26 protein-coding genes are annotated in these 25,166 nt (G+C 36.2%); 18 read left to right on the forward strand and 8 right to left on the reverse strand.

Annotation, left to right across the window (positions count from 1 at the left end):
• The first annotated feature begins 284 nt into the window (after positions 1 to 284).
• Entirely contained in the window at positions 285 to 527 is a 243-nt protein-coding gene (locus G4Z05_RS01360; protein WP_163250128.1) for a hypothetical protein, read from the forward strand.
• Between the two features lie 18 nt (positions 528 to 545).
• Here G4Z05_RS01360 and G4Z05_RS01365 read toward each other — a convergent pair whose 3' ends face one another.
• The gene (locus G4Z05_RS01365; protein ID WP_205597393.1) at positions 546 to 980 is read right to left on the reverse strand and encodes a DUF1885 family protein; all 435 of its coding nucleotides are present in this window, start codon (positions 978 to 980) and stop codon (positions 546 to 548) included.
• 253 nt (positions 981 to 1,233) lie between these two features.
• Here G4Z05_RS01365 and G4Z05_RS01370 point away from each other — a divergent pair, with 253 nt between their 5' ends.
• The gene (locus G4Z05_RS01370; RefSeq protein ID WP_038540689.1) at positions 1,234 to 1,356 is read left to right on the forward strand and encodes a GapA-binding peptide SR1P; all 123 of its coding nucleotides are present in this window, start codon (positions 1,234 to 1,236) and stop codon (positions 1,354 to 1,356) included.
• 51 nt (positions 1,357 to 1,407) lie between these two features.
• On the opposite strand, the gene G4Z05_RS01375 is transcribed toward G4Z05_RS01370, so the two are convergent.
• A complete protein-coding gene (locus tag G4Z05_RS01375; protein ID WP_163250130.1) occupies positions 1,408 to 2,880 on the reverse strand; it encodes an aminotransferase class I/II-fold pyridoxal phosphate-dependent enzyme in 1,473 nt (490 codons plus the stop codon).
• Positions 2,881 to 3,082: 202 nt separating this feature from the next.
• On the opposite strand from G4Z05_RS01375, the gene G4Z05_RS01380 reads away from it, so the two are divergent.
• Together G4Z05_RS01380 and G4Z05_RS01385 are read left to right on the forward strand one after the other, a co-directional pair.
• Positions 3,083 to 4,042 (forward strand): NAD(P)H-dependent flavin oxidoreductase, encoded by a 960-nt coding sequence (locus G4Z05_RS01380; RefSeq protein ID WP_163250131.1) that lies wholly within the window; start codon positions 3,083 to 3,085, stop codon positions 4,040 to 4,042.
• 31 nt (positions 4,043 to 4,073) lie between these two features.
• Positions 4,074 to 4,346 carry a UPF0223 family protein gene (locus tag G4Z05_RS01385; RefSeq protein WP_163250132.1) on the forward strand — a complete coding sequence of 91 codons (273 nt, stop codon included), beginning with the start codon at positions 4,074 to 4,076 and terminating at the stop codon, positions 4,344 to 4,346.
• A gap of 188 nt (positions 4,347 to 4,534) precedes the next feature.
• Here G4Z05_RS01385 and G4Z05_RS01390 read toward each other — a convergent pair whose 3' ends face one another.
• On the reverse strand, positions 4,535 to 5,152 hold the full coding sequence (locus G4Z05_RS01390) for a YktB family protein (protein WP_163250133.1): 618 nt from the start codon (positions 5,150 to 5,152) through the stop codon (positions 4,535 to 4,537).
• A 436-nt stretch (positions 5,153 to 5,588) separates the two neighbouring features.
• On the opposite strand from G4Z05_RS01390, the gene G4Z05_RS01395 reads away from it, so the two are divergent.
• Positions 5,589 to 5,783: a hypothetical protein gene (locus G4Z05_RS01395; protein ID WP_038540710.1), complete on the forward strand. Its 195-nt coding sequence runs from the start codon at positions 5,589 to 5,591 to the stop codon at positions 5,781 to 5,783.
• A gap of 265 nt (positions 5,784 to 6,048) precedes the next feature.
• Positions 6,049 to 6,846, forward strand: coding sequence for an inositol monophosphatase family protein (locus tag G4Z05_RS01400; RefSeq protein WP_163250134.1), 798 nt, complete (start codon positions 6,049 to 6,051; stop codon positions 6,844 to 6,846).
• A 340-nt stretch (positions 6,847 to 7,186) separates the two neighbouring features.
• Here the strand turns inward: G4Z05_RS01400 and G4Z05_RS01405 are convergent, their stop codons facing one another.
• A complete protein-coding gene (locus G4Z05_RS01405) occupies positions 7,187 to 7,372 on the reverse strand; it encodes a YlaF family protein (RefSeq protein WP_163250135.1) in 186 nt (61 codons plus the stop codon).
• Positions 7,373 to 7,517: 145 nt separating this feature from the next.
• Between G4Z05_RS01405 and typA the strand changes: the two genes are divergently transcribed.
• Genes typA through G4Z05_RS01420 form a run of 3 tightly spaced genes read left to right on the forward strand, consistent with a single transcriptional unit; the run spans position 7,518 to position 10,023 of the window.
• Entirely contained in the window at positions 7,518 to 9,359 is a 1,842-nt protein-coding gene (typA, locus tag G4Z05_RS01410) for a translational GTPase TypA (protein WP_163250136.1), read from the forward strand.
• A 38-nt stretch (positions 9,360 to 9,397) separates the two neighbouring features.
• Positions 9,398 to 9,712, forward strand: a complete 315-nt coding sequence (locus tag G4Z05_RS01415; RefSeq protein ID WP_163250137.1) for a YlaH-like family protein — start codon at positions 9,398 to 9,400, stop codon at positions 9,710 to 9,712.
• Between the two features lie 14 nt (positions 9,713 to 9,726).
• Complete coding sequence (locus G4Z05_RS01420; RefSeq protein ID WP_163250138.1) at positions 9,727 to 10,023, forward strand: hypothetical protein; 297 nt, start codon at positions 9,727 to 9,729, stop codon at positions 10,021 to 10,023.
• A gap of 48 nt (positions 10,024 to 10,071) precedes the next feature.
• On the opposite strand, the gene G4Z05_RS01425 is transcribed toward G4Z05_RS01420, so the two are convergent.
• Positions 10,072 to 10,272: a YlaI family protein gene (locus G4Z05_RS01425; RefSeq protein WP_163250139.1), complete on the reverse strand. Its 201-nt coding sequence runs from the start codon at positions 10,270 to 10,272 to the stop codon at positions 10,072 to 10,074.
• 151 nt (positions 10,273 to 10,423) lie between these two features.
• On the opposite strand from G4Z05_RS01425, the gene G4Z05_RS01430 reads away from it, so the two are divergent.
• Entirely contained in the window at positions 10,424 to 10,879 is a 456-nt protein-coding gene (locus G4Z05_RS01430) for a pyridoxamine 5'-phosphate oxidase family protein (protein ID WP_038540730.1), read from the forward strand.
• 287 nt (positions 10,880 to 11,166) lie between these two features.
• Here the strand turns inward: G4Z05_RS01430 and G4Z05_RS01435 are convergent, their stop codons facing one another.
• Positions 11,167 to 11,757, reverse strand: a complete 591-nt coding sequence (locus G4Z05_RS01435) for a YhcN/YlaJ family sporulation lipoprotein (RefSeq protein WP_163250140.1) — start codon at positions 11,755 to 11,757, stop codon at positions 11,167 to 11,169.
• A gap of 193 nt (positions 11,758 to 11,950) precedes the next feature.
• On the opposite strand from G4Z05_RS01435, the gene G4Z05_RS01440 reads away from it, so the two are divergent.
• The gene (locus G4Z05_RS01440) at positions 11,951 to 13,279 is read left to right on the forward strand and encodes a PhoH family protein (protein ID WP_038540736.1); all 1,329 of its coding nucleotides are present in this window, start codon (positions 11,951 to 11,953) and stop codon (positions 13,277 to 13,279) included.
• Between the two features lie 24 nt (positions 13,280 to 13,303).
• Here the strand turns inward: G4Z05_RS01440 and G4Z05_RS01445 are convergent, their stop codons facing one another.
• Positions 13,304 to 13,801, reverse strand: a complete 498-nt coding sequence (locus G4Z05_RS01445) for a peptidyl-prolyl cis-trans isomerase (protein WP_163250141.1) — start codon at positions 13,799 to 13,801, stop codon at positions 13,304 to 13,306.
• 163 nt (positions 13,802 to 13,964) lie between these two features.
• On the opposite strand from G4Z05_RS01445, the gene G4Z05_RS01450 reads away from it, so the two are divergent.
• From G4Z05_RS01450 to pyc, 3 genes are all read left to right on the forward strand, one after another.
• Positions 13,965 to 14,246, forward strand: a complete 282-nt coding sequence (locus tag G4Z05_RS01450; RefSeq protein WP_163250142.1) for an Fpa/YlaN family protein — start codon at positions 13,965 to 13,967, stop codon at positions 14,244 to 14,246.
• A gap of 193 nt (positions 14,247 to 14,439) precedes the next feature.
• Positions 14,440 to 15,648 carry an FtsW/RodA/SpoVE family cell cycle protein gene (locus G4Z05_RS01455; RefSeq protein WP_163250143.1) on the forward strand — a complete coding sequence of 403 codons (1,209 nt, stop codon included), beginning with the start codon at positions 14,440 to 14,442 and terminating at the stop codon, positions 15,646 to 15,648.
• A 63-nt stretch (positions 15,649 to 15,711) separates the two neighbouring features.
• Complete coding sequence (gene pyc, locus G4Z05_RS01460) at positions 15,712 to 19,155, forward strand: pyruvate carboxylase (protein ID WP_163250144.1); 3,444 nt, start codon at positions 15,712 to 15,714, stop codon at positions 19,153 to 19,155.
• Between the two features lie 31 nt (positions 19,156 to 19,186).
• Here pyc and G4Z05_RS01465 read toward each other — a convergent pair whose 3' ends face one another.
• Positions 19,187 to 20,095: a COX15/CtaA family protein gene (locus tag G4Z05_RS01465; RefSeq protein WP_163250145.1), complete on the reverse strand. Its 909-nt coding sequence runs from the start codon at positions 20,093 to 20,095 to the stop codon at positions 19,187 to 19,189.
• A gap of 439 nt (positions 20,096 to 20,534) precedes the next feature.
• Between G4Z05_RS01465 and cyoE the strand changes: the two genes are divergently transcribed.
• The 4 genes from cyoE (at position 20,535) to G4Z05_RS01485 (ending at position 25,164) form a co-directional block, all read left to right on the forward strand.
• Positions 20,535 to 21,461 (forward strand): heme o synthase, encoded by a 927-nt coding sequence (gene cyoE / locus G4Z05_RS01470; RefSeq protein WP_163250146.1) that lies wholly within the window; start codon positions 20,535 to 20,537, stop codon positions 21,459 to 21,461.
• Between the two features lie 111 nt (positions 21,462 to 21,572).
• Positions 21,573 to 22,634: a cytochrome c oxidase subunit II gene (gene coxB / locus G4Z05_RS01475; protein WP_163250147.1), complete on the forward strand. Its 1,062-nt coding sequence runs from the start codon at positions 21,573 to 21,575 to the stop codon at positions 22,632 to 22,634.
• A gap of 32 nt (positions 22,635 to 22,666) precedes the next feature.
• Positions 22,667 to 24,535 carry a cytochrome c oxidase subunit I gene (ctaD, locus tag G4Z05_RS01480; RefSeq protein ID WP_163250148.1) on the forward strand — a complete coding sequence of 623 codons (1,869 nt, stop codon included), beginning with the start codon at positions 22,667 to 22,669 and terminating at the stop codon, positions 24,533 to 24,535.
• Positions 24,535 to 25,164, forward strand: a complete 630-nt coding sequence (locus G4Z05_RS01485) for a cytochrome (ubi)quinol oxidase subunit III (protein WP_163250149.1) — start codon at positions 24,535 to 24,537, stop codon at positions 25,162 to 25,164. The genes ctaD and G4Z05_RS01485 overlap by 1 nt, the downstream gene beginning before the upstream one ends.
• Positions 25,165 to 25,166: the final 2 nt, after the last annotated feature.

Below are 25,166 nucleotides of genomic sequence, written 5' to 3' on the forward strand. Positions count from 1 at the left end.
GTTCTTTTTTCGTTAATAGTCTCTTCGTCATTCTAGTTCCGCTCCAACATCTTTTTTCTCATTATAAACAAAAGTACCCTACAAGAAGGACTTTTTTCAAAGTGTCCATCTTATAGGGTACATTTTAAAGATGGGAAAGGACTTTTTATTCATGAAGAGAATTTTTAATTAAGTAAAGATTGACTAACATCAAGATGAAAATAGCCCACTCTTATGATACTTAAAATCCACTATGATTAATATAATGAAATTAGTTAATTAAATAGGTTTGTGTGGTGACAAGTATGAGAACTTATATTGTCATGCTTCTTCAATTTATTATTTGGAGCGGGTATACATTAATTGAATGGTTATCTAAGCATGATCTACTTATATATAAGGTGATTATGTTTTTTGTATTTTTTTATTTGGCATTTATTATCGGTCATCAAATAATTAAATCATTATCTAAAACACTTTTTATAACAAGTGTAAGCCTCGTCCTTTATACTTCCATTCATTTTACCCTTGCTCGTTTAATATATTAAAAATCGAGTCCAGGGATTTTATTTTCTTGGATAAAAGTACATGACTCTTTCGTTAAATAAATGTAGTTCTGCTTTTAATTTTTTAGCAATAAATTTGCAAAATTCATTTGCCTTACCCTTATCTCCAAACGTAGATTGCTCTGGAAGGGTAAACTGGATATATACCTGTTCCCTTTCCTCACCTTCTTCATTCTGAACGATTTCTTTATCTACACCTATTAAAATTGCATAGTAACGTTCATGGTCAGATTTTAAATAAAACCATTTATCTTTTCCTTCTTCAGGATCTTTAACAACATATGGAAAGGCAGCGTTTTCATACGGCCAGTTAGTTTGATCTCCTGTTTTTTCAGTAATATTTTTATAATAATAAATTAAATCTTTTACTTCCTCGATTGTAATCGTCTGTTTTGCAGATGAGGGCACAAGCTTGATATACGCATTTTGAGCCATCATCCATCCCCCCCTCAAAGACTATTTAATATTCCCATATTTATTCTAGCATTGACTAAAAAGTAATGACAACTTATATAAAATATTTATCAAAGCAAACAATCCTATTAAAAAGGCCAAAAATCTTTTCAATTATTTAAATGTGACATACAAATTAGGCTTGAAAAAATAAATGTGTTATATTATTATTAAATTAAGGATTGATAAAACGTTTTCATCCGGCTTATTATTTAATTGAAAAGGGGATAGTATGATGGGTACACTTGTATGCCAAACTTGTAACTCCACCATTGGTCATTTTGAAGATGAAAAAGTAACAGTCCTTTATACTAAAGGAAACTGCTGTTGTGAACACAAAAAAGAAGAAAAACAATAATAGGTTTATATAATAAAGAAACAGGATTCCAACTTCGGAATCCTGTATTTTTTATTGGATCGCTTTATATTCTTTTATTACACGTATGGTCTTTAATTCATCGTCTTCAGGTCCTTGAACAGGGAGACCTGCTTCAAGGTTTTCTTTAATGTAGTGAAGGTTTTCTTTTGTAATTATTTCTCCAGGTATGAAAATCGGAATTCCTGGCGGGTATACCATAACAAATTCTGCAATGATTCTTCCTTCTGATTCTTCAAATGGAATGACTTCTGTTTCAGAATAAAAAGCATCCCTCGGTGTCAAAGCTAGCACAGGAATTTCTGGAAGTAGTACTTCAACCGGTTCGATTTTTTCGGCTCGGTGATCAAATTCATTGGATAGTTCTTTCAAAGCATTAACTAACAAATCCGCTTCATATTCTGTATCACCAAAAGTTATGATACAAAGAATATTGTAAAGGTCTGACAATTCAACCTCGATATTGTGCTTTTCTCGTAGCCATTTTTCAACTTCGTATCCTGTAAGTCCCAAGTCTTTTACAGAAATAATCAACTTTGTCGGATCATAATCAAATATTGCTTTTGAATCTAAGATCTCTTCTCCTGCACAGTATAGATGATCAATTTCATTAATTCTTTTGCGGATAGATTGAGCCAACTGAATGGTTCTGTCTATTAATGCTTCTCCCTTTTGAACTAACTGTTTACGTGCCACATCAAGAGATGCTAATAATAGATAGGATGTCGATGTTGTAGTTAGCATACTCAAGATAGATTGAACATGTTTTGGTGAGACGAGTCCTTCTTTGACATTAAGGATCGAACTTTGAGTCATGGAACCGCCAAGTTTGTGTACGCTTGTTGCAGCCATATCAGCACCCGCTTGCATGGCGGATAATGGTAGATCTTTATGAAAATGAATATGAACACCATGAGCTTCATCTACAAGTACAGGAACATTATAAGAATGGGCAATTTTAACAATTTTTTTTAGATCGGCAGAGATGCCGAAATAGGTTGGGTTAATAACCAAAACGCCCTTTGCATCAGGATGCTGTTCAAGAGCTTTTTCAACAGACTCTGGTGTGATACCATGTGAAATACCTAGTTTTCTGTCTATTTCAGGATGAATGAATACAGGTATAGCTCCGGAAAATACGATGGCTGACATAACAGATTTGTGGACATTTCTTGGAACAATAATTTTATCTCCAGGTCCGCAAACAGCCATTACCATCGTCATTATGGCACCACTCGTACCTTGAACGGAGAAAAAGGTGTAATCTGCATTAAATGCTTCAGCCGCTAATTCCTGGGCTTGTTTGATCATACCTTTCGGATGATGTAAATCATCAAGCGGCCCAATATTGATTAGATCTATGGAGAGGGCATTATCACCAATGAATTCACGAAACTCAGGATCAATTCCAGCCCCTTTTTTATGGCCGGGAATATGGAATTGTATTGGGTTTCTTTCTGCGTGTTTTTTTAACCCACTAAATAATGGAGTTTGATTTTGAGACAATTTGTATCCACACCTCTTATATTCAAAATAATCTTATAAACATACATAAAAATTCATAAAACAAATGAATTATAGCACTATTCGCTTTGATTGCCTAGAATAATTTTTAATTTATTTTAGTTAAAATTAGTTTTTCAAAATAACAGGAAATTTACCCTTTAAAAAAGAAATAACAATTTATATATTTAAGGAGGGATCGAAAATGAATTGGCAGACAAGAGTTACTGAAATTCTTAACATTGAATATCCGATTATCCAAGGAGGATTGGCTTATTTAGCTTATTCTGAGCTGGCTGCTGCAGTTTCTAATGCTGGTGGCCTTGGTCAAATTACAGCTATGTCTTTATCAAGCCCTGAGCTTCTACGGGATGAAATTAAGAAAGTGAAAAAGTTAACAAACAAACCGTTTGGAGTAAATTTTGCGATTGGCCAGCATGGAAGGCCATTTGCAGATTTTTTACAAGTAGCCATCGAGGAAGAAGTACCAGTTATTTCTATGACAGGTGGTAATCCAGCTCCAATTTTTGAACAGTTAAAAGGAGTTGACGTAAAAAAGCTTGTTTTAGTAGCTGCACGGAGACAAGCAGTAAAAGCAGAACAACTGGGAGCAGATGCTGTGATGGTGGTCGGCCAAGAAGGAGGAGGGCATCTAGGACGCGATGATATTGGAACAATGGTTTTAATTCCTCAAGTTGTCGATGCAGTTTCAATTCCAGTTATTGCTTCAGGCGGCATTGGAGATGGTAGAGGTTTAATGGCAGCGCTTAGTTTAGGAGCGGAAGGGATTGAAATGGGTACAAGATTTATTGCAACGAAGGAATGTGTTCACGCAAATGATGTTTATAAAAATGCCTTAGTCTCCGGTTCTGAGTCGGATACGGTTGTTATTAAACGTTCTCTTGGTGCACCAGCTAGAGCAATTGCAAATAACTGGACTAAGAAAATACTCGAAATTGAAAAGTCTGGTGGAGACTATGAAAAGCTCAAGGATTATATTAGCGGAACTGCAAATAGAAGATACATATATGATGGTGCAATTGACGAAGGCTTTGCTTGGGCAGGTCAGGTAATGGGGCTTATTAAGGATATCCCTTCTGTTTCAGAACTGTTTCAACGTATGATTTCAGAAGCGGAACAAATTCGCTCAAAATGGGCAAAGTAATGATGTTTAGTTCAAGAGAGAGGATGATATGATGGATTATCAATATCCAATCGATTATAGCTGGAGTACGAAAGAAATTATTGATGTTATTTCATTCTTTGAAAAGATTGAAAAGGCCTATGAATCAGGAATTGAACGTGATGAATTAATAAATGCATATCGAAGATTTAAGGAAATCGTCCCGAGTAAAGCAGAAGAAAATACGGTATATAGGGAATTTGAGGAAGTTAGTGGTTATTCTTCATACCTGGTAGTGAAAAAAGCAAAAGAGGCCAACCCAGGCGATAAAATTGTGATGAAATAAAAAAGCTCCTAATAAGGAGCTTTTTTAATGAATATTTCGTGGGAATTTATAAAGAGATACTGTTTTTTGTATCGTACCGCATTTTTTAAAACCAGCAATTTAAAAATTCAATAAATGGATAAACAAAAAGCATAAGATAATGAAGTGACTTAGCCCGTTTCAAGTATAACGGGGTAAGGCGTTTTTCTTTATTTATAGGCAAGTTCATACAATGGAATAAGAGTTTCAAAAGTTTCCATTGCCATATTCATGAATGCGTTGCCGTCTGACAAAATCGGGTTATTTGCTTCAATATGACGTCCAATCAAGAATTCAGCTTTTTTGACGTCACGAAAACGTTCTAATGCGGCTTTCAAATCGATTTCTTCGAATGATATAGCTTCTTTTTTTGTATGATCAAGGGATACGACGAAATCATTTGGAACAGTCCTTTTTATTATCGGCAAATTCTTCAAAAATGTCTTTGCAATTTCGGTCTTGTTAGGCAATTCATAAATAAATGCCAACCATATAAAAACATGGTCATCAAACAAACCGATTTGAAAATGTGGGTGTTGTTTATACCCTCTTTTATTTGATACAATCGCCAACCAAGTATCTTTCGGGGGATTGACAGTTCGACGGGCGTGTTTCGCTATATGTAAAAACATTTCTCGACCAAGACTAGCGGAAAGATCATCCGTCAATGATTGCCCAATGATTCGGAACTTTGGTCGAATACGCTCTTCTATTGCCTGCATTCGTGCTTCAAGACCATCTACATTAAACGTATCAAAATCGTGCTTCGTGAATCCTTCAAATTGCATTGGTTATCCCTCTTTTCCGGTGTATTTTGTAAACAAGCATGTATCTTTGATTGTGATTGATATACGGTTCTCCTCGCATTTGTTGCGAAATGATCATGCATTTCATCACCAGTTAATCTATTAAAATAGGGGCAAAATAGTCGCCCAAGTTATACAGTTTAAGACGTTTAGTACTTTTAATTACTTCTACTCTTTCTTTTTATCCATTGATGAGAAAGTCAAGGAAATCTTGTGAATGTATTCTTGAAACTCCTTTATGAACCTCCATTGTACCAATTTTTAAACACATTTTAGCATAATGCGATTGATTAAAGAAATTAGTTGCACAACTAGGTTAATACACATATTTGTTCCAACATAGAAAAATTTCACATATTATACAGTAAAAAATGAATGAGTGAATGAGATGAATTCTTACGGGGGAGGGGGAGTTAATATGAAACAATTAGTAAATACTTCACTTAAAAAAGTTTCTGAAAAACAAAGAACTGCTGTATTAAGATTGGAAATGGATTATGAATTAGCTGTTTTATTTGAAGCAATTGAAGAAAAGAATGAGAAAAAAATCCAAGATAGCAAACAAAAATTGGAGAAAATTCGTCAAGAATTATTACGATTAAAAGCATTCTGATCAGTACTGTAGTTAATCGATCTAAGGAGTTTTATGGGGGAATGAAACGAAAAAGAAAGGTAAGGATATAAAACGAACTCCAAAAAACGGGGGAGTTCGTTTATTATTGTGAGTAAAAGACAACTTTATGAAGAGTAATAAGTTGATGTGTAATATATATTTGATTAAGCTATAGGTAAGTACATTCATATATTTTCTAAATTTTAACTACATAAGAGTTTATAGTCTAAATTGGAATATTACGGACATATTTGGAGGAATTTTTATGATTTGGGAAACAATATATTCCCATGCTATGGAATGGGTAAAAGAAGCAGGAAAAAATATTCGTCAATCTTTTGATAAAACATTGGATATTCAAACGAAGTCTAATCAAAATGATCTCGTTACCAACATTGATAAAGAGACAGAACAATTTATTATTCGCAAAATTAAAGAACATTACCCGAATCATAAAATCATGGGGGAAGAAGGATTTGGAGATGAATTGGTCAGTCTGGAAGGGATCGTTTGGATCATTGACCCTATTGATGGAACCATGAATTTTGTTCATCAGCAACGAAACTTTGCCATTTCTATCGGAGTATATGAGAATGGTGTAGGTATGATTGGAATTGTTTATGATGTGGTTCATGATGAAATGTATCATGCCTTTAAAGGAAGAGGAGCTTATCTTAATGACAAGAAAATGCCAAAACTCGAAACTGCTTCGATCAGCGAAGCTATTATTGCATTAAATGCTACATGGGTTATGCCAAACCACCGCATTGATCATCATTTGATGATTCCTTTAGTAAGAGATGCCAGAGGGACAAGATCATATGGAACCGCAGCACTGGAAATGGTATATGTTGCAGCTGGAAGAGTGGATGCTTACATATCTTTACGATTATCTCCATGGGATTTTGCTGGTGGAGCGGTTATCGTTGAGGAACTCGGAGGTATCGTAACAAATTTAAGAGGTGAAAAATTAAATTATTTAAACAAAGACTCTTTGCTTGTCGCCAAACCAGGTTTGCATAAGACAATTATTGAAGAATATTTAAAAAATGGAGAATGGTAATAGTTAATCACTGTATTTAGTTTAATTTCTTGCTCATAAAAACTTAAGCCATCCCTTTTCAAGTATTCGTTGGTACTTTAGGGGGTGGCTTAAGTTTTTTCTGAACTATAGGGGAGGAGGTTATATGCCGCTAACCAGGTCGCTTCCGCTTTTTAGAATAGATCAGGAAATATTTTTTTGACTTCGAGAATTGTCTAGCAACAGCGCCCTAGCGGCTAATGTCTTTCAGCCTCCGCCCTACGATAAGTCAACACCGAATCGCTTCGCTCATCGTGTTTCCTTTATCTCAGTTGGAGAGCTTCCAAGCCATACGCCGCTAACCAGGTCGCTTCCGCTTTTCTTATAGCTTTCCTTCTTCGCGCAAGCGCTTTTTGGTTTTAAAACCTAACCCCATAACGATGATTCCAACAACTATAGAAATAATTACTCCAATAAGGCTTTTTTCGGCTATTGCAACCCCAATCCCCATGATGCAAACCGTAACTAAAATTGCATAAACGAGTAATGGCCATTTTACTTTGCTCATTTTTTTACCCCTTACAATAAATATAACTTTATTCTACATAAAATACTTCTAGGTTTCCACTCGTATTATGGTATAATGTTTTAGTTGTAATTGAGAAACTATAATGTCATTCATTATTTGTATAGAAGTATAGGAGTTGGAGTTTTTGAAATCAAGAACTGATATTAGAAATATTGCGATTATTGCACACGTCGATCATGGGAAAACAACATTAGTGGATCAGTTATTAAAGCAAGCAGGGACGTTCCGTTCAAATGAATATGTTGAGGAACGTGCTATGGATTCAAACGACTTGGAAAGGGAACGAGGAATCACCATCCTTGCTAAAAATACCGCCATTCAATATAAGGACACAAAGATTAATATATTGGATACTCCTGGGCATGCTGACTTCGGAGGAGAAGTTGAGCGAATAATGAGAATGGTGGATGGAGTCCTACTTGTAGTTGATGCTTATGAAGGATGTATGCCACAAACCCGTTTTGTACTCAAAAAAGCATTAGAACAAAATCTTACACCAATTGTGGTAGTAAATAAAATTGACCGAGATTTTGCACGCCCTAAAGAAGTCGTTGATGAAGTAATTGACTTATTTATTGAACTCGATGCATCAGAAGAACAGCTAGAGTTTCCGGTTATATATGCTTCAGCTATAAACGGTACGGCAAGTCTCAACCCTGAAAAACAAGAAGAAAATATGCAACCGTTATACGATGCTATTATAGAACATATACCGGCTCCAGTTGATAATAGAGAAGAACCTCTTCAATTCCAGGTAGCTCTTTTGGATTATAATGATTATGTCGGTAGAATTGGAATTGGTAGGGTGTTCCGCGGTACAATGAAAGTCGGTCAGCAGGTTGCATTAATGAAATTAGACGGATCCATTAAACAGTTCCGAGTTACAAAAATCTTTGGATTCTTTGGCTTAAAACGTCAAGAAATTCAAGAAGCAATGGCTGGTGATTTAGTAGCCGTTTCTGGTATGGAGGATATTAACGTTGGGGAAACTGTATGCCCTGTTGATCATCAAGAGGCACTTCCAGTTCTTAGGATTGACGAACCTACCCTTCAAATGACATTCGCTGTTAATAACAGTCCGTTTGCAGGTCGTGAAGGGAAGTATGTAACAGCTAGAAAAATTGAGGAAAGACTACGTGCTCAATTACAAACGGATGTCAGCCTTCGCGTTGAAAATACTGATTCACCTGATGCATGGATTGTTTCTGGACGCGGTGAATTACATCTTTCCATCTTAATTGAGAATATGCGCCGTGAGGGGTATGAACTGCAAGTTTCAAAACCGGAAGTAATTGTTAAAGAAATTGATGGTGTACGCTGTGAACCGATTGAAAGAGTTCAAATAGATGTACCTGAAGAATATACAGGCGCGGTGATGGAATCATTGGGTGCACGTAAGGGCGAACTTCTTGATATGATTAATAATGGAACTGGACAAGTTCGATTAATATTTAATGTACCTGCTAGAGGTTTGATTGGTTATACAACGGAATTTTTAACTCTTACTCGTGGGTATGGGATTATCAATCATTCATTTGACAGCTATCAGCCTATTGCTCCTGGCCAAGTTGGTGGAAGACGTCAGGGTGTTCTTGTTTCCATGGAAACCGGAAAAGCTACTACTTATGGTATAATGCAGGTTGAGGACCGTGGTACTATTTTCGTGGAACCTGGAACAGAAATTTACGAAGGAATGATCGTTGGAGAACATACGCGTGAAAATGATTTAACAGTCAATATTACTAAGGTAAAGCATGCCACAAATGTTCGTTCTGCCACGAAGGATCAAACTACGGTGATTAAAAAGCCACGTATCATGACGCTTGAAGAGTCATTGGAATATCTAAATGACGATGAATATTGTGAAGTCACGCCTCAATCTATTCGTCTAAGAAAGAAAATCTTAGATAAGAATGAACGCGAACGTTTGGCCAAAAAGAAAAAATATGCAGAAATGAACAAGTAATAATCTTATTAGGGTATGAGGTAAAGGAGGGGTTACACGTGGATATTACAGAAAGACTTTCATTTTTTGCTGCGCTTTATAAAGTACATGAACAGCCTGAAGTTGGGATGTGGCTGCTTTATCTGACAATAACAGCTTTATCTGTCCTTGTTTATAAACTCGGTTTTGCCAAAAAACTCCCGCTTGGAAAATCAATTATTATTTATATATTTTTAATTCTCGGTAGCACGATGCTTACCTTCCTTGGAATCTTTTTGCCTGTTGCGGAAGGCCTTGTAGTCGCAGCGTTGATTTTAATCATTTATAAAATCCGATTATGGCAATCGAAAAAAACGCGGACTGAAGCAAATTAACGGGGGTAATGAGAATGAGATCCTTGCAGGATGTTCTTTATAATTGGCTAACCATTAAAGTCGTCCACGATGCTCGTCCGAATGATACGGCTGCAAAAGAAACATGTACCCATTTTGAAGAGGTGCTGGCATCACAATTTCATGTTTCTAATATTGAAATTTCAAAAGATGAAGTGATGTATTACCTTTCATTTCAGCATAATGGGGAGCAGAAAAATACTCGCTTTCCAAGAGATCTTATAGAAGTTATGTTAACGCAAATTAATCTAGAACCAGAAAAATACGAGAACTATCCGTTAGTTGAAGAATAAAAAAACCCGCTTATGTATGACATTTGATTACATAAGCGGGTTTCCTTTTTACCATTCTTGATCCTCAGTTTTGGGCCGGTTAAAGCGAAAATTTCCAGTTGCTATTCGCAAGTTTGTTTTTTCTGCTATACGATCATTGCATTGTTTACACATATATGTATGGATGGGACGGTTACGTAAACGTTTAGCCATAATTGATTCATCATCAATCGATTCAATTTTATCGCATAATACACATTTAACTTTCATACTTCACCTCTTCAACCTTGCCATTATAAAATTATTATACCATGAAAATTAACGAAACATCTGTTTAAGTTGAGGAATAATTGGGATAGTAGTAATATGAGAATATCTGTTCAATCATTGTGTATATATATGTGAAAGGGGCTGTGAATACATGGCAAATCAAGTGGAACAAGGTCTAATAAAGCCATTGTATGATGCAATGCAAAAAGAAAGATTTGTGACATTAGCCACTATAGATCACCAAACAGGTGGCCCTAATGTTAGTGCAATTTCTTGGGTATTGGCAAAAGACGAAAATACAATTTATTTTGCAGTAGATAATCGTTCTCGAATTATTGAAAATATTAATAAAAATAACTTAGTGGTTATTAATATTATTGCTAATGAGTCTACGTATTCCATTCAAGGTGAAGCAAGAGTAAAAGAAGAAAGAATGAATGAAGTTCCGCTAAAGCTTGCATTAGTGGAAGTTACCATTAAAGAGGTAAGAGATGTTATGTTTTATGGTTCAAAAATAGTGCAGGAAGTTCAGTATGAAAAGACATATGATAAAAATGCAGCTGAAAAACTTGATAGACAAGTGATGGATGCCATGAAAAAAGCTTAGTTTCGACTAAGCTTTTTTCATAATTCCTCTTCATGGGTAATTTTGTATTGTGAAAGGGAAAACATATTATCATACTTGAGGAAGAACAGGTTAAAACGCCAAGGACCTTTTGGATGATGAAGTGACAGTCGCCAAGAAAGAATCGTTATTCACGGAAGGATGGATATGGAGTCTTACGTTAATTATATTGATGGAACGTTCGTAGAAAAAAGTACGAATAGATGTAGGAGGGGTTATTTAACCCCTCCTACTTAGCTTAGGTCCAATGATTCTAAATAATCCCAATTCTATTTATAATGATTGGACTGGTCTTCTTGTTCTTTTTCAAGTTTCTTTTCTTGATTAGAATTTAGTTTTTTGTCTGGTTCTTCTGTAGCTTTTTTAGGAGTTGGAGTAATGATATCCTGTGGAATTTCCGGCATTAAACGTCCGGCGATATCTGCTAGTTCTTCCATAATTCCTTGTACGGGTTTTCCGTTTTGTATATCCTGTTGAATTTCTCTTAAGCGTTCGTTCGTATCAGCGTCAGCTACTACGATGGCATTGGCACCATACGGGTCTTTTTTTAGGCTTTCTGCAACTGTATATTTGATTGTACCCACTTCAGAGCGATCAATTTTTGAATTTACATCAATCCCCACAATCGCATATCGTCCTAATACAACCGCGGTTGCATCGTTTACATCTGGCACGCTAGTTGCCAAATCTACTAATCGTTTTGATATTTCCTGTCCTGTTTTACGATCCACACTTTCGATATAGCTGTTTTTAACATTAATTAATGATTGTTCATTGTTTTTGGCAGTATCTTTTTTGTTATTCATATTACAACCTGCTAAAAGCAAAATAAGTACAATGGCTAATAAGACTTTTTTCACGTAAACCCCTCCTAAAAGCTTAATTTCAAGATAAAACGAATAAATTTGTTAATTTCTCTATTTGCTAACAATTATTGTGCGGAAAATCTTCTATCTTTATTCCGATAAACATATATTTTACCAAAGTCCAATCTAGCAAAGGTTTGATTACTAAGTTTAATAAGTCCTACACCGTGAAGCAGGAGGTTTCGCTTTGAGTAAAATATACGTGTTAGATACAAATGTCTTACTACAAGACCCGTATTCCATTTTTTCCTTTGAAGATAATGAAGTAGTCATTCCTGCAGTGGTTCTCGAAGAAGTGGACTCAAAGAAAAGATATATGGACGAAATTGGCCGAAATGCCAGACATGTATCTCGTTTAATTGATGGTTTAAGAGCTTCAGGTAAGTTACATGAAAAAATACCGCTTGACAATGGCGGAACAATAAGAATTGAATTAAATCATCGTTCGTTTCATGAGCTTCAAGATATTTTTGTTGAAAAGACTAACGATAACCGTATTCTTGCTGTAGCAAAAAATTTGCATTTGGAGGAAGAAACAAAAGAAAAAGGGAAACGAGTAATCCTTGTAAGTAAAGATGCTTTAGTTAGGGTAAAAGCAGATGCAATAGGGCTTGAAGCAGAGGATTTTTTAAATGACCGAGTGGTAGAAATGGACTCACTGTATACAGGGTTTTTGGAAGTTTATATCCCGCTTGATATGTTAAGTCGTTTTTATGAGAAGGGCGAACTATTTCTTTCCGATATTTCGAAACTCCCATTTTATCCGAACCAATTCTTGATAATGAAGGATGTGATGGGAAGTTCAGCGTCAGCTATAGGAATAGTAGATAAAACAAAGGTAAAAGTGAAAAAAATGACTTTTAATCAAGAACATGTATGGGGTATTCACCCTCGAAATGTGCAGCAAACGATGGCTATTGAATTATTGTTACGTAAAGATATTCCTCTCGTTACTTTAATCGGAAAAGCTGGTACAGGTAAAACTTTACTTGCCTTAGCTGCTGGGTTAATGCAGACAGAGGATTTCCATGAATATAAAAAGCTTTTAGTTGCAAGGCCGATTGTTCCGGTTGGAAAGGATCTAGGTTTTCTTCCTGGCGAAAAACAAGAAAAACTAAGACCATGGATGCAGCCTATCTTCGATAATTTGGAATATTTATTTAATACAAAAAAACCTGGAGAATTAGATGCTATCCTAGCAGGGATGGGATCAATCGAGGTGGAAGCATTAACGTATATTCGCGGTCGGAGTTTGCCAAAACAATTTATTATTATAGATGAGGCACAGAACTTAACGAAGCACGAAGTAAAAACGATTATCACCCGGGTTGGTGAGGATAGTAAAATTGTATTAATGGGGGATCCTGAACAAATTGATCATCCTTATCTTGATGCCTATAATAATGGACTGACATATGTGGTGGAAAAATTCAAAAATGAAGTCGTCTCTGGCCATGTTAAACTTATGAAAGGAGAACGTTCAGGATTGGCACGTTTAGCAGCTGATCTATTATAAAATAAAACGGGCAAATTGCCCGTTTTATTTTACTGTAAATCCTTTAACATGTTTAATTGGATTCTTTTGATTAGAGCCGTCTCCAAAGTATACATGGACAGGACCGTCGGTAAGCAATGGTTTACCATTATCGGAAAAACCTAATATTAACTCATAAGCGTCATTAATAGGAACCTCGATTTCACCTTCCTTAGTATGGATGATGACTATTTCTGCACTTTCATGTGGTTCCGCATTTTTTAAAAAAGGTTTGAATGGAATTCCAAATGTGCCAGTTAACACTTTTTCTTTTTCATATTTTTTCTCTGTCTTAAGTGTTGGAGGAAAAATGGCTCCCTCCATTATCTCGCGGTCCCAATGCTTTGAAACGGCTTTAGTATAATCTTCAGTTGTTTCGGATATTTCTTTTTCAGATGTAAAATAGGTAGTTAAATCAATTCGTCGATCATCAAAAATCCATACCCCAGGATCGAGTGTAATTGGAAATTTGACATTTCCATTAATGAGAATAATATTATCCATTTGTTCATTCCCCCTTAACTTTATTAGTATATCGTTTTTTAGTTGAAATTTCATGGCTAAAACTAATACTGGTAATAAACCTTATAGTTCTTGCAATTTTCGGGCTTTGACGGTAAAATTTATAGATAAGTTGAATAATCGCTCTGAAATGGGGGGATCAATGTTGGCGTCTGAAATGATCGTGAATCACCATGAAAAAGCCTATGCTTTATTGCAGGCTGACGCTGAAAAAATCTTAAAGCTTATCAAAGTGCAAATGGACAATCTCACGATGCCTCAATGCCCTCTTTATGAGGAGGTATTGGATACCCAAATGTTTGGCTTATCTAGAGAAATAGACTTTGCTGTTCGATTAGGCTTAATTGATAGTAAAGACGGAAAAGCGATTTTAGATAAATTGGAAAGAGAATTATCTGCTCTGCATGATGCTTCTCTAAGAAAATAATGAAGAAAACTCAAACAATGCTTGATATTGTTTGAGTTTTTTGTTATAAATTGAATTAATATTTTTTTAACATACTTTTCGGAATATTCGTTATTAAAATATTGTAACATATGAACTTTTCCTCAGGTCATAGCAAACATTTTTTATTATAATAGTGTGGTATAAATCCTATTTGAAAATGAGGAAAGCTTATATGGTTAAAAAAATATTAAAATCGTATGATTACTCATTAATCATCACTATTCTACTTTTATGCTCCTTTGGCTTAGTTATGATTTACAGCGCGAGTATGGCTTCGGCAGTCCAAAGGTACGGTGTGGAAAGTGACTTCTTTTATCAAAAACAAAAAATCTGGCTCCTTTTATTCTTGATCATCTTTGTATTTATGGCATTCATCCCTTATAAGATTATGCATTTTAAAAAAATAACGGTCGCGATCGTACTCGTGTCCCTACTTGCTTTGGCTGGATTATTCTTATTTGGTAAGGTAGCCGGAGGGGCACGAAGCTGGTACGTATTAGGTTCCTTTAAATTTCAACCTGCAGAATTTGTGAAGCTCGCGGTCATTATTTATCTATCATCGGTATATGCCAAAAAACAATCATATATCAATCATTTTAATAAAGGAGTATTACCCCCATTAGTTTATTTATTTATTGTTTTTGTACTCATAACTTTGCAGCCAGACTTTGGGACAGCAAGTATTATTGTTATGATTGCAGGTACTGTAATTATATGTTCAGGGATGAGCTTAAAAAATATCGTAAAATTACTATTATTGGTCCTTGTCATGTTGCTCCCAATCGTCATTGCTTCATGGGGGAAAATTTTTTCAGAAGAACAAATTAGCCGTTTTACAGCAATGGAAAATCCATTTGCCGACGAGCAGGATACGGGTTTTCATTTGGCCAACTCATACATAGCTATTGGTTCAGGTGGTGTAAATGGATTAGGCCTAGGAAAAAGTATTCAAAAACTAGGTTATTTGCCTGAATCTCACACAGATTTTATCATGGCGATTATCGCTGAAGAGTTAGGAATCTGGGGAGTTGGCTTTGTTATTCTTCTACTGTCATATATTGTTTTAAGGGGGATTTATATTGGCCTCCAATGCAAGGACCCATTTGGTAGTCTGCTAGCCATAGGTATTTCTAGTATGATAGGAATTCAATCCTTTATTAATCTAGCAGGTGTGTCGGGGGTAATCCCATTAACAGGAGTACCGTTGCCGTTTATTAGTTATGGGGGATCTTCATTACTTATGCTTGCAGCGGCATCCGGTATCCTTGTCAATGTATCCATGTTTGTCCGATATGAAAAAAAATATAAGACAAAGCAGGGGAATTCAGAGAAGAAAACGATTAAGAGGGATGGGAAAATATTTTATATTAATAACACGTAAAGGGGCTTCCCTAGAAGGGCCCCTTTACGTTTAATACTACATAGAAATTGAGGTGTATTTTAGGTGGCAAGACAGATAAATAAAGTGTTGGTTGCAAACAGGGGAGAAATTGCGATTAGAGTTTTTCGGGCTTGTACTGAACTAAATATTCGGACTGTTGCGATTTATTCAAAAGAAGATTCCGGATCTTATCATCGTTATAAAGCGGATGAAGCCTATTTGGTTGGAGAAGGAAAGAAGCCAATAGATGCCTATTTGGATATAGACGGTATCATAGCTATTGCAAAGAGAAGTGGGGCAGATGCCATACATCCTGGTTATGGTTTTCTATCGGAGAATATTCATTTTGCTAAACGATGTGAAGAAGAAGGAATTATATTCATTGGGCCAACTGCTGATCATTTGGATATGTTTGGTGATAAAGTAAAGGCTAGATATCAGGCAGAACTTGCTGGGATCCCAGTTATCCCTGGAAGTGATGGACCAGTCCAAAGTTTGGATGAAGTATTGGAATTTGCTGAAAACCATGGATTTCCAATAATTATTAAAGCTGCACTTGGAGGCGGCGGTAGGGGAATGAGAATTGTCAAGGACCGACAGGAAGTCCAAGAGGCCTTTGAGCGAGCCAAATCAGAGGCAAAAGCAGCCTTTGGTAGTGATGAAGTTTACCTAGAAAAATTAATTGAAAATCCTAAACATATTGAGGTACAGATCATTGGTGATGCAAAAGGAAATATCGTCCATCTATATGAGCGGGACTGTTCTGTACAACGTCGCCATCAAAAAGTAGTAGAAGTGGCTCCAAGTGTGTCTCTTTCCGATGAATTACGCAATCGGATTTGTCATGCCGCGGTAAAACTCATGAAAAATGTGGCTTATTTAAATGCTGGAACAGTGGAATTCCTTGTTTCCGGAAATGACTTTTATTTTATTGAAGTTAATCCGAGGATACAGGTAGAACATACGATTACAGAAATGGTAACTGGAATTGATATTGTACAAACGCAAATTCTCGTTTCGGAAGGCCATGCATTACACGATCCAATTATTGGGATTCCAAAACAAGAAGACATTATGCTTAATGGATATGCAATTCAATCAAGGGTCACAACTGAAGATCCGCTTAATAATTTTATGCCTGACACTGGTAAAATAATGGCCTATCGTTCTGGTGGGGGATTTGGAGTGCGTCTTGATGCTGGTAACGGGTTTCAAGGTGCTGTGATTACACCATACTATGATTCGCTTTTAGTAAAGCTGTCTACATGGGCTTTAACGTTTGAACAAGCTGCGGCCAAAATGGTCCGAAATTTACAGGAATTTAGAATTAGAGGAATAAAAACAAATATCCCATTTTTAGAAAATGTAGTAAAGCATGAAAAGTTTCTTAATGGCCAATATGACACGTCCTTCATAGATTCAACACCGGAACTGTTTATTTTTCCTGTTCGTAAGGACAGAGGAACTAAGATGTTAAATTATATTGGGACTATTACTGTTAACGGGTTTCCTGGCATCGAAAAAAAGAAGCGTCCAGTATTTTCTAAGCCAAGAATTCCAAATTTGCCATTTGATCTTCAAGCAAAGCCTGGTACAAAACAACTCTTAGAACAACAAGGGGCCGATGGACTTGTTAAATGGGTTAAAGATCAAAGACAGGTATTATTAACAGATACTACTTTCAGGGATGCGCATCAATCATTGCTCGCTACACGATTAAGGACTACGGATATTGCCCGTATTGCTGAGCCAACTTCTAAATTATTACCGAATTTATTTTCCTTCGAGATGTGGGGGGGAGCCACATTTGATGTCGCTTATCGCTTTTTAAAAGAAGATCCATGGGAGCGTCTGTTGACACTTCGTGCAAAGATTCCAAATGTTTTATTCCAAATGCTCATTCGTGGTGCTAATGCAGTAGGGTATAAAAATTATCCAGATAACCTTATTCGGGAATTTGTACATCAATCTGCATCCGCAGGTATCGATGTTTTCCGGATTTTTGATAGCTTAAACTGGGTCAAAGGGATGGAAACGGCGATTGATGCTGTTAGACAAACAGGAAAAATCGCTGAAGCGGCTATTTGCTATACAGGTGATATTTTAGACCCAACAAGAGTAAAGTATAACATTGACTATTATAAAAACCTTGCAAAAGAGTTGGAGCAGCAAGGAGCTCATATCCTTGGGATTAAAGATATGGCAGGTTTATTAAAGCCGGAAGCAGCATATCGACTTATTTCTGAGTTAAAGGAAACAGTCGATATTCCAATCCATTTGCATACACATGATACAAGTGGAAACGGAATTTTTGCATATGCACGTGCCATCGACGCAGGAGTTGATATTGTAGATACTGCTTTAGGGACGATGGCAGGTTTAACATCACAGCCTAGTGCGAATTCGCTTTACTATGCACTTGAAGGAACAAAAAGGCAGCCAGAAATTAATATTGAATCTTTAGAGAAACTGTCACATTATTGGGAGGATGTTCGAAAATATTATCAAGACTTCGAAAGTGGTATGATATCTCCACACTCTGAAGTTTATCAGCATGAAATGCCAGGGGGCCAATATAGTAATCTTCAGCAGCAAGCAAAGGCTGTTGGTTTAGGGGACAGATGGGATGAAGTAAAAGAAATGTATTCCCGAGTAAATCACATGTTTGGTGATATTGTTAAAGTAACACCTTCTTCAAAAGTGGTCGGTGATATGGCCCTATTCATGGTGCAAAATGACCTTTCAGAAGAGGACGTTATTCAAAAAGGACAATTTCTTGATTTTCCTGATTCCGTTGTTGAGTTTTTTGAAGGGTATTTAGGACAACCACATGGAGGATTTCCTGAAGAACTTCAAAAGGTAATATTAAAAGGGAGAAAACCATTAGAAGTTCGGCCAGGAGAGTTACTTGAACCAATCGATTTTGAAAAGCTCCAACAAGAGCTGTACAAGGAGCTTGGTAGACAAGTAACTACTTTTGAAGTTCTATCTTATGCCTTATATCCAAAAGTATTTTTAGATTATTTAAAAGCAACGGAACAATATGGAAATATTTCAGTTTTAGATACACCTACCTTCCTCTATGGATTAAGATTAGGTGAAGAAATAGAAGTTGAGATCGAAACAGGGAAAACACTAATTGTTAAGCTGGTGTCAATTGGACAGCCACAACCAGATGGAACAAGAATCGTTTACTTTGAACTAAATGGCCAGCCACGTGAAATTGTTGTTAAAGATGAAAGCATTAAATCTACGGTTCAATCCAGACTAAAAGCCGATCCAAAAAATGAAAATCATATTTCAGCTACGATGCCTGGGACGGTTATCAAGGTCATTGTTGAAAAAGGTGAACAGGTGGAGCGTGGGGATCATTTAATGATTACAGAAGCGATGAAAATGGAAACTACAGTTCAAGCACCATTTTCCGGTGTTGTAAAGGATATTTATGTAAGAAGTGGTGAAGCAATTCAAACAGGTGATTTATTAATTGAGCTTGTAAAAGCATAAAAAAAGCTGCCGGAATTTTTCCGGCAGCTTTTTACATATGTTTTCTTCTTGAACGTGAATATAGGAGGATTAAATAACTTAAGACCCCAAACAAGCATGTAATAAAAAAGGCGTGTGCTAGGGCAATATATAGATTTAACCGACTAATGATGATAAATGCTCCAGCAATTACTTGTAGTGTAACTAAGATAAAAGAAACAATCCAAGACCAATATAACACCTTTTGGTCTTTATAGTTACGGATCGTTATATAGGTGATATACCCTATCCAAAGGAAAATCAAACCAGCTGCAACACGGTGTCCCATTTGAACCCATTCATATAGATTGGTTGGAATGGCAGGTGTATCATTAAGACATAATGGCCAGTCTCGGCAAATAAGACTTGCATTCGTATGGCGAACGAGAGCCCCTGTGTAAATGACAAAATAACTATAGATTGTTACACCAATAATATGGAACCCCATTCTCTTATCTACGATTACTTTATCGGCTTCAAATTTTTTATCAATTTCAAAGATCAGTAGTGTTAATAAAAAGACAGCCGCAAAAGAAATAAGAGAAATACCAAAATGCAAGGCCAAAACAAAATCTGATTGTCCCCAAACGACAGCGGCTGCACCTATCAATCCTTGGAGCACTAAAAAGAAAAATGATAGGAAAGAGAGGAATTTGGTTTCTCTAATGTGACCTATTACTTTCCATGACCAAATAGATAGAATGAGCACCATGATACCGACAATACCAGAGACAACTCGATGGGCCAGTTCAATTATTAATTCCGGTGTAATATTAGATGGGAGCAGTTCACCGTGACATAGGGGCCAAGATTTGCCACATCCCATTCCAGATTCCGTTTTTGTTACCAATGCCCCTCCAAGGAGAATAAATATCATTCCTATGGTAGTAGCAACTGCCAACCACTTCAAAGATCGACGCAAAAAATTCACCTCTTACATAAAGTACAAAAATTTGTCAAAAAATTTCCTTGACAGTATAATGAATAAAAAATAGATTGTATAAAGTACCGTATTCATCATAACCAATTCTTTCAAAAAAGAACAGAATTTCAGACTGATTTTTTTAAAAGAAATAAGGGCTTGAATAATTTTTAATTTCCAATATTATTATAGTGAAAAACATAGAAAGATAGTTGGAATATTGTAAATATTATTCATTTTAAGGGCTGAAAAAGATAAAAGGTAATTTACATAAACAAAATTATGGAAATTCAACATCATGGTCACAAATTAGTCATAAATTATTCAAAAAAGTTCACAAAAAATCCGCAAAGTGTGATTTAATATACAAAGAAAGTGTTATATAAATCATTGACTGAATAAATTTTTTAGACCTAAAAAATTAGGAGGAATAAAAAAGATGTCTAATTCTAAGGCTGCCATTGAAAATGGGTCGACAAGCCTGGATTCTGTTGCTGGAAAAACATCTTTATGGAAAGATTTTTCGGCCCTTATAAAAATCGGGATTGTAAATTCTAACCTGATTACAACTTTCACGGGACTATGGCTAGCTCTTCAATTTACAGGGCAAAGCTTTTTGAGTAATTTACATATTATATTTTTTACAGTAGTAGGTTCCTCCCTTATCATAGCTGGGTCTTGTGCAATAAATAATTATGTTGATCGTGATATAGATCACTTAATGGAGAGGACAAAAACAAGACCAACAGTTACGGGAAAAATATTACCTGCAAAAGTTTTGAGAGCAGGTATTTTACTTATTGTACTGGGAACACTGTTTTTATTCTTTACGACAATAACTGCAACAGTAATTGGTTTGCTTGGAGTTTTCAGTTATGTTTTTCTTTATACATTGTGGTCCAAGCGGCAATTAGTTTCTAATACAATAATCGGCAGCATTTCTGGTGCAGTTCCTCCATTAATTGGCTGGGCAGCGGTTGATGCAAACCTTGATATTATTGCGTGGGCATTATTCGTTTTAATGTTCGTTTGGCAGCCACCGCATTTTTATGCCCTCGCCATGAGAAGAGTGCATGAATATAAAGCAGCAGGCATACCAATGTTGCCCGTTGTTAAGGGATTTAAAGCAACAAAAAGGAGTATCCTGCTTTGGGTAGCTGCTCTTTTGCCGATTCCAATTTTTCTATATCAGTTAGGAATCCCATTTCTAATTCTCGCCACCATACTTAACATTGGATGGTTAGGATTAGGGATTTATGGTTATAAGATCAAAGATGATATAAAGTGGGCAAAGCTAATGTTTGTTTATTCATTGCAATATTTAACTATTATTTTTACCGCGATGGTAATCGTTACGATAATTTAGTTTTGCCTAAGCTTCTTTCTCAAGTAAGTAAAAGGAAAGAGGTAAATATCTATCCGTCTTTGATCACCAGCAAAACTAAGAAATATAAATGAAAGAGGGGTTTGGTTAAGCATGAAAAGGCTTGCAAATTGGCGTTTAATTTCGCTATTAGCGATGTTAGCGCTCGTACTCACCGGTTGTAGTGGTGAACCATTTGTTTCCGCATTAAAGCCTGCCGGTGAAGTTGCAGACATGCAATATGATCTGATGAAATTAAGTACTTACATTATGGTTGGAGTTATCCTTGTGGTAACGATTATTTTCGTTATCGTCTTTTTCCGTTTTAGAAGAAAGGATGACAAAATTCCAAAACAAGTTGAAGGAAGTCACAAATTAGAAATTATTTGGACAGTTATCCCAATTCTATTATTGTTGATTTTAGCTGTACCGACAGTTGCGGCTACTTTCAAACTTGCTGATATTAAAGAGATGGATAAGAAAGACAGTGATGCTCTAGTTATTAATGTCCGTTCTCATTTATATTGGTGGGATTTTGAATATCCAAAACAAAAAATTGTTACAAGCCAAGATTTAGTGGTTCCAACTAATGAGAAAGTTTATTTTAATTTAAAATCATTAGACGTGAAGCACTCTTTCTGGATTCCAGCAGTTGGTGGAAAGCTGGATACTAACACAGATAACGTTAATAAATTCTGGCTTGTATTTGATGAAGATAGAGCAAATGAAGCAGGAAATCTTTTCTATGGGAAATGTGCTGAGCTTTGCGGACCTTCCCATGCATTGATGGACTTTAAAGTAAAAGCAATTAGCAGAGCTGAGTTTGATAAATGGGTAAAAGATATGCAGGCAGTGAAAGAGCCTAAGAAAGCGAAAACTGAGTTAGCGGCCCAAGGTCAAGAATTATTTAATGAGAGTTGTATTGGTTGTCATGCTGTAACACCTTCTAATCAAATGCCTGATACAGCACGTATTGCACCGAATTTAACAAATTTTGGTGAGCGTTCACGTGTAGCGGGTATTCTAGATCATAATAAAGAAGAATTAATGAATTGGATTAAAGATCCGGAAAGTTATAAACCAGGTAACTTAATGACTGGAAAATATAAGGATTTTACGGATCAAGAACTGGAAGCTCTTGCAGAATATTTGATGGGCTTAAAAGTTCAAGAATAAAAGTGGAATAGATTTAAAAGGGAGGTAAAACTGTGAGTACCTACGCTCAAAAAAAAGGATTTGGCTCGGTCATTTGGGATTACTTAACTACCGTTGACCATAAAAAAATTGCCATCCTATATCTCATTGCAGGTGGATTTTTCTTCCTTGTAGGAGGAATCGAAGCTGTATTTATCCGGATCCAGCTTGCAGTGCCTAATAATGATTTTGTAAGTGCCGGGGCATTTAATGAAATTATTACGATGCACGGAACAACGATGATTTTCCTTGCTGCCATGCCGTTATTGTTTGCATTCATGAATGCGGTAATGCCATTGCAAATTGGAGCTCGGGATGTTGCATTCCCATTTGTTAATGCACTTGGTTTCTGGTTATTCTTTTTTGGTGGAGTATTCCTAAACCTTTCTTGGTTTTTAGGCGGTGCTCCTGATGCTGGTTGGACATCTTATGCATCATTAGCTATCCACTCAAAAGGTCACGGTATCGATTTCTATGTATTAGGTTTACAGATTTCAGGTATCGGAACCCTAATTGGTGGTATTAACTTCTTAGTTACGATTATTAATATGCGTGCACCAGGGATGACTTATATGAGGATGCCTCTATTCACCTGGGCAACATTCGTTTCATCTGCATTAATTTTATTTGCATTCCCGCCATTAACTGTTGGTCTTACATTAATGATGTTTGACCGTATGTTTGGTTCAAACTTCTTTATCACAGAAAATGGTGGTAACACAATTATTTGGGAGCATTTATTCTGGATTTTCGGACACCCTGAAGTTTATATTCTAGTACTTCCTGCATTTGGTATTTTCTCTGATGTTTTCTCCACATTTTCGAGAAAACGTTTATTTGGATATTCATCGATGGTATTTGCAACGGTATTAATCGGATTCTTAGGATTCATGGTTTGGGCACACCATATGTTTACTACTGGTTTAGGTCCTGTTGCAAACGCAATTTTCTCTGTTGCAACAATGGCAATTGGTGTTCCTACAGGTATTAAGATTTTTAACTGGCTGTTAACAATGTGGGGAGGAAGCGTTAAATTTACTACGCCAATGTACTGGGCATTCGCTTTCATTCCATCATTTGTAATCGGTGGAGTAACTGGGGTAATGCTAGCTTCTGCTGCAGCAGACTACCAATATCATGATAGTTATTTCGTTGTTGCACACTTCCACTACGTTATTGTTGGTGGGGTAGTATTTGCGGTATTTGCTGCTACTCACTTCTATTGGCCAAAAATATTTGGAACAATGTTAAACGAAAAGCTAGGTAAAATTACATTCTGGTTATTCTTTATCGGTTTCCATATGACATTCTTTGTTCAGCACTTCCTTGGACTTTGGGGAATGCCGCGTCGTGTCTTTACTTTCCTTCCAGGTCAAGGATTTGAAATGTCAAACTTAATCAGTTCTATTGGTGCAGCATTCATGTCTGCGGGTGTCATTGTGCTTTTAATTAATGTCATTGTGACATCTGTTAAGAATGAGAAAGTTGGAAATGACCCATGGGGTGACGGTAGAACACTTGAATGGTCTATTCCTTCACCACCGCCATTCTATAATTTTAAACAGCTTCCACTTGTCCGTGGATTGGATCCATATTGGTTGGAGAAAATGGAAGGTAAAAAAGGTATGACACCAGCAGAACCGCTTGGTGATATTCATATGCCGAATGCCTCCTTCATTCCATTTGTAATAGCTTTTGGACTGTTTGTGGCTGCTTTTGGTGCATTATATAATGGAGAAAAGTCATGGGCTGTTCCTGTAATTATTATCGGATTGCTAATCACTTTTGGTTCTATGCTAGTACGTTCACTAAAAGACGACCATGGATTCCATATTCATAAAGAGGAATTAATGGATGACAATGATAAGGGGGTTAAGGCATAATGCACGCTGAAGAAAAATTAACTTATGAAACATGGCCTGCAGAGCCGGAGAAATCAACCCTTGAAGCAAAAAATAAATTTCTTGGTTTCTGGTTATTCTTAGGAGGAGAGACAGTATTATTCGCTTCTCTCTTCGCTACTTACCTTGCCTTAAAGGATAAGGTTCCGAGCGCTGACCATGCGTTAGCGAAAGATTTATTTGATCTTCCGCTTACTTTCGTTGCTACTATGTTGCTTTTAACAAGTTCATTAACTAGTGTTTACGCCATGTATCATATGAAAAACTTTAATTCACAAAAAATGATGCTATGGCTTGGAATTACAGTCCTTCTTGGATTAGGGTTCTTAGGATTAGAGGTTTATGAATTCAACCATTATGTTCATGAGTATCACCATAAATTTACAAGTAGTGCCTTTGGTTCTGCCTTTTATACACTTGTAGGCTTCCACGGTGCTCACGTAACTTTTGGTCTTGGATGGATTTTAGCATTAATGATTCGAAACTATAAACGTGGATTGAATCTTTATAATGCTCCAAAATTTTATGTAGCTAGTCTTTATTGGCACTTTATTGACGTAGTTTGGGTATTTATCTTTACTGTAGTCTACTTAATGGGAATGGTGGGATAAAC

The organism is Neobacillus thermocopriae (assembly GCF_010975035.1).
Lineage (GTDB): Bacteria > Bacillota > Bacilli > Bacillales > Cytobacillaceae > Neobacillus > Neobacillus thermocopriae.

Coding starts and splice junctions, on each gene's coding strand:
- G4Z05_RS01390 (WP_163250133.1), bottom strand. CDS start 5,152: ATGCAATTTGAAGGATTCACGAAGCACGATTTTGATACGTTTAATGTA.
- G4Z05_RS01485 (WP_163250149.1), top strand. CDS start 24,535: ATGCACGCTGAAGAAAAATTAACTTATGAAACATGGCCTGCAGAGCCG.
- G4Z05_RS01365 (WP_205597393.1), bottom strand. CDS start 980: ATGGCTCAAAATGCGTATATCAAGCTTGTGCCCTCATCTGCAAAACAG.
- G4Z05_RS01455 (WP_163250143.1), top strand. CDS start 14,440: ATGGTTAAAAAAATATTAAAATCGTATGATTACTCATTAATCATCACT.
- G4Z05_RS01445 (WP_163250141.1), bottom strand. CDS start 13,801: ATGGATAATATTATTCTCATTAATGGAAATGTCAAATTTCCAATTACA.
- G4Z05_RS01385 (WP_163250132.1), top strand. CDS start 4,074: ATGGATTATCAATATCCAATCGATTATAGCTGGAGTACGAAAGAAATT.
- cyoE (WP_163250146.1), top strand. CDS start 20,535: ATGTCTAATTCTAAGGCTGCCATTGAAAATGGGTCGACAAGCCTGGAT.
- G4Z05_RS01420 (WP_163250138.1), top strand. CDS start 9,727: ATGAGATCCTTGCAGGATGTTCTTTATAATTGGCTAACCATTAAAGTC.
- G4Z05_RS01395 (WP_038540710.1), top strand. CDS start 5,589: ATGAAACAATTAGTAAATACTTCACTTAAAAAAGTTTCTGAAAAACAA.
- G4Z05_RS01370 (WP_038540689.1), top strand. CDS start 1,234: ATGGGTACACTTGTATGCCAAACTTGTAACTCCACCATTGGTCATTTT.
- G4Z05_RS01380 (WP_163250131.1), top strand. CDS start 3,083: ATGAATTGGCAGACAAGAGTTACTGAAATTCTTAACATTGAATATCCG.
- G4Z05_RS01430 (WP_038540730.1), top strand. CDS start 10,424: ATGGCAAATCAAGTGGAACAAGGTCTAATAAAGCCATTGTATGATGCA.
- G4Z05_RS01405 (WP_163250135.1), bottom strand. CDS start 7,372: ATGAGCAAAGTAAAATGGCCATTACTCGTTTATGCAATTTTAGTTACG.
- G4Z05_RS01425 (WP_163250139.1), bottom strand. CDS start 10,272: ATGAAAGTTAAATGTGTATTATGCGATAAAATTGAATCGATTGATGAT.
- coxB (WP_163250147.1), top strand. CDS start 21,573: ATGAAAAGGCTTGCAAATTGGCGTTTAATTTCGCTATTAGCGATGTTA.
- G4Z05_RS01400 (WP_163250134.1), top strand. CDS start 6,049: ATGATTTGGGAAACAATATATTCCCATGCTATGGAATGGGTAAAAGAA.
- G4Z05_RS01360 (WP_163250128.1), top strand. CDS start 285: ATGAGAACTTATATTGTCATGCTTCTTCAATTTATTATTTGGAGCGGG.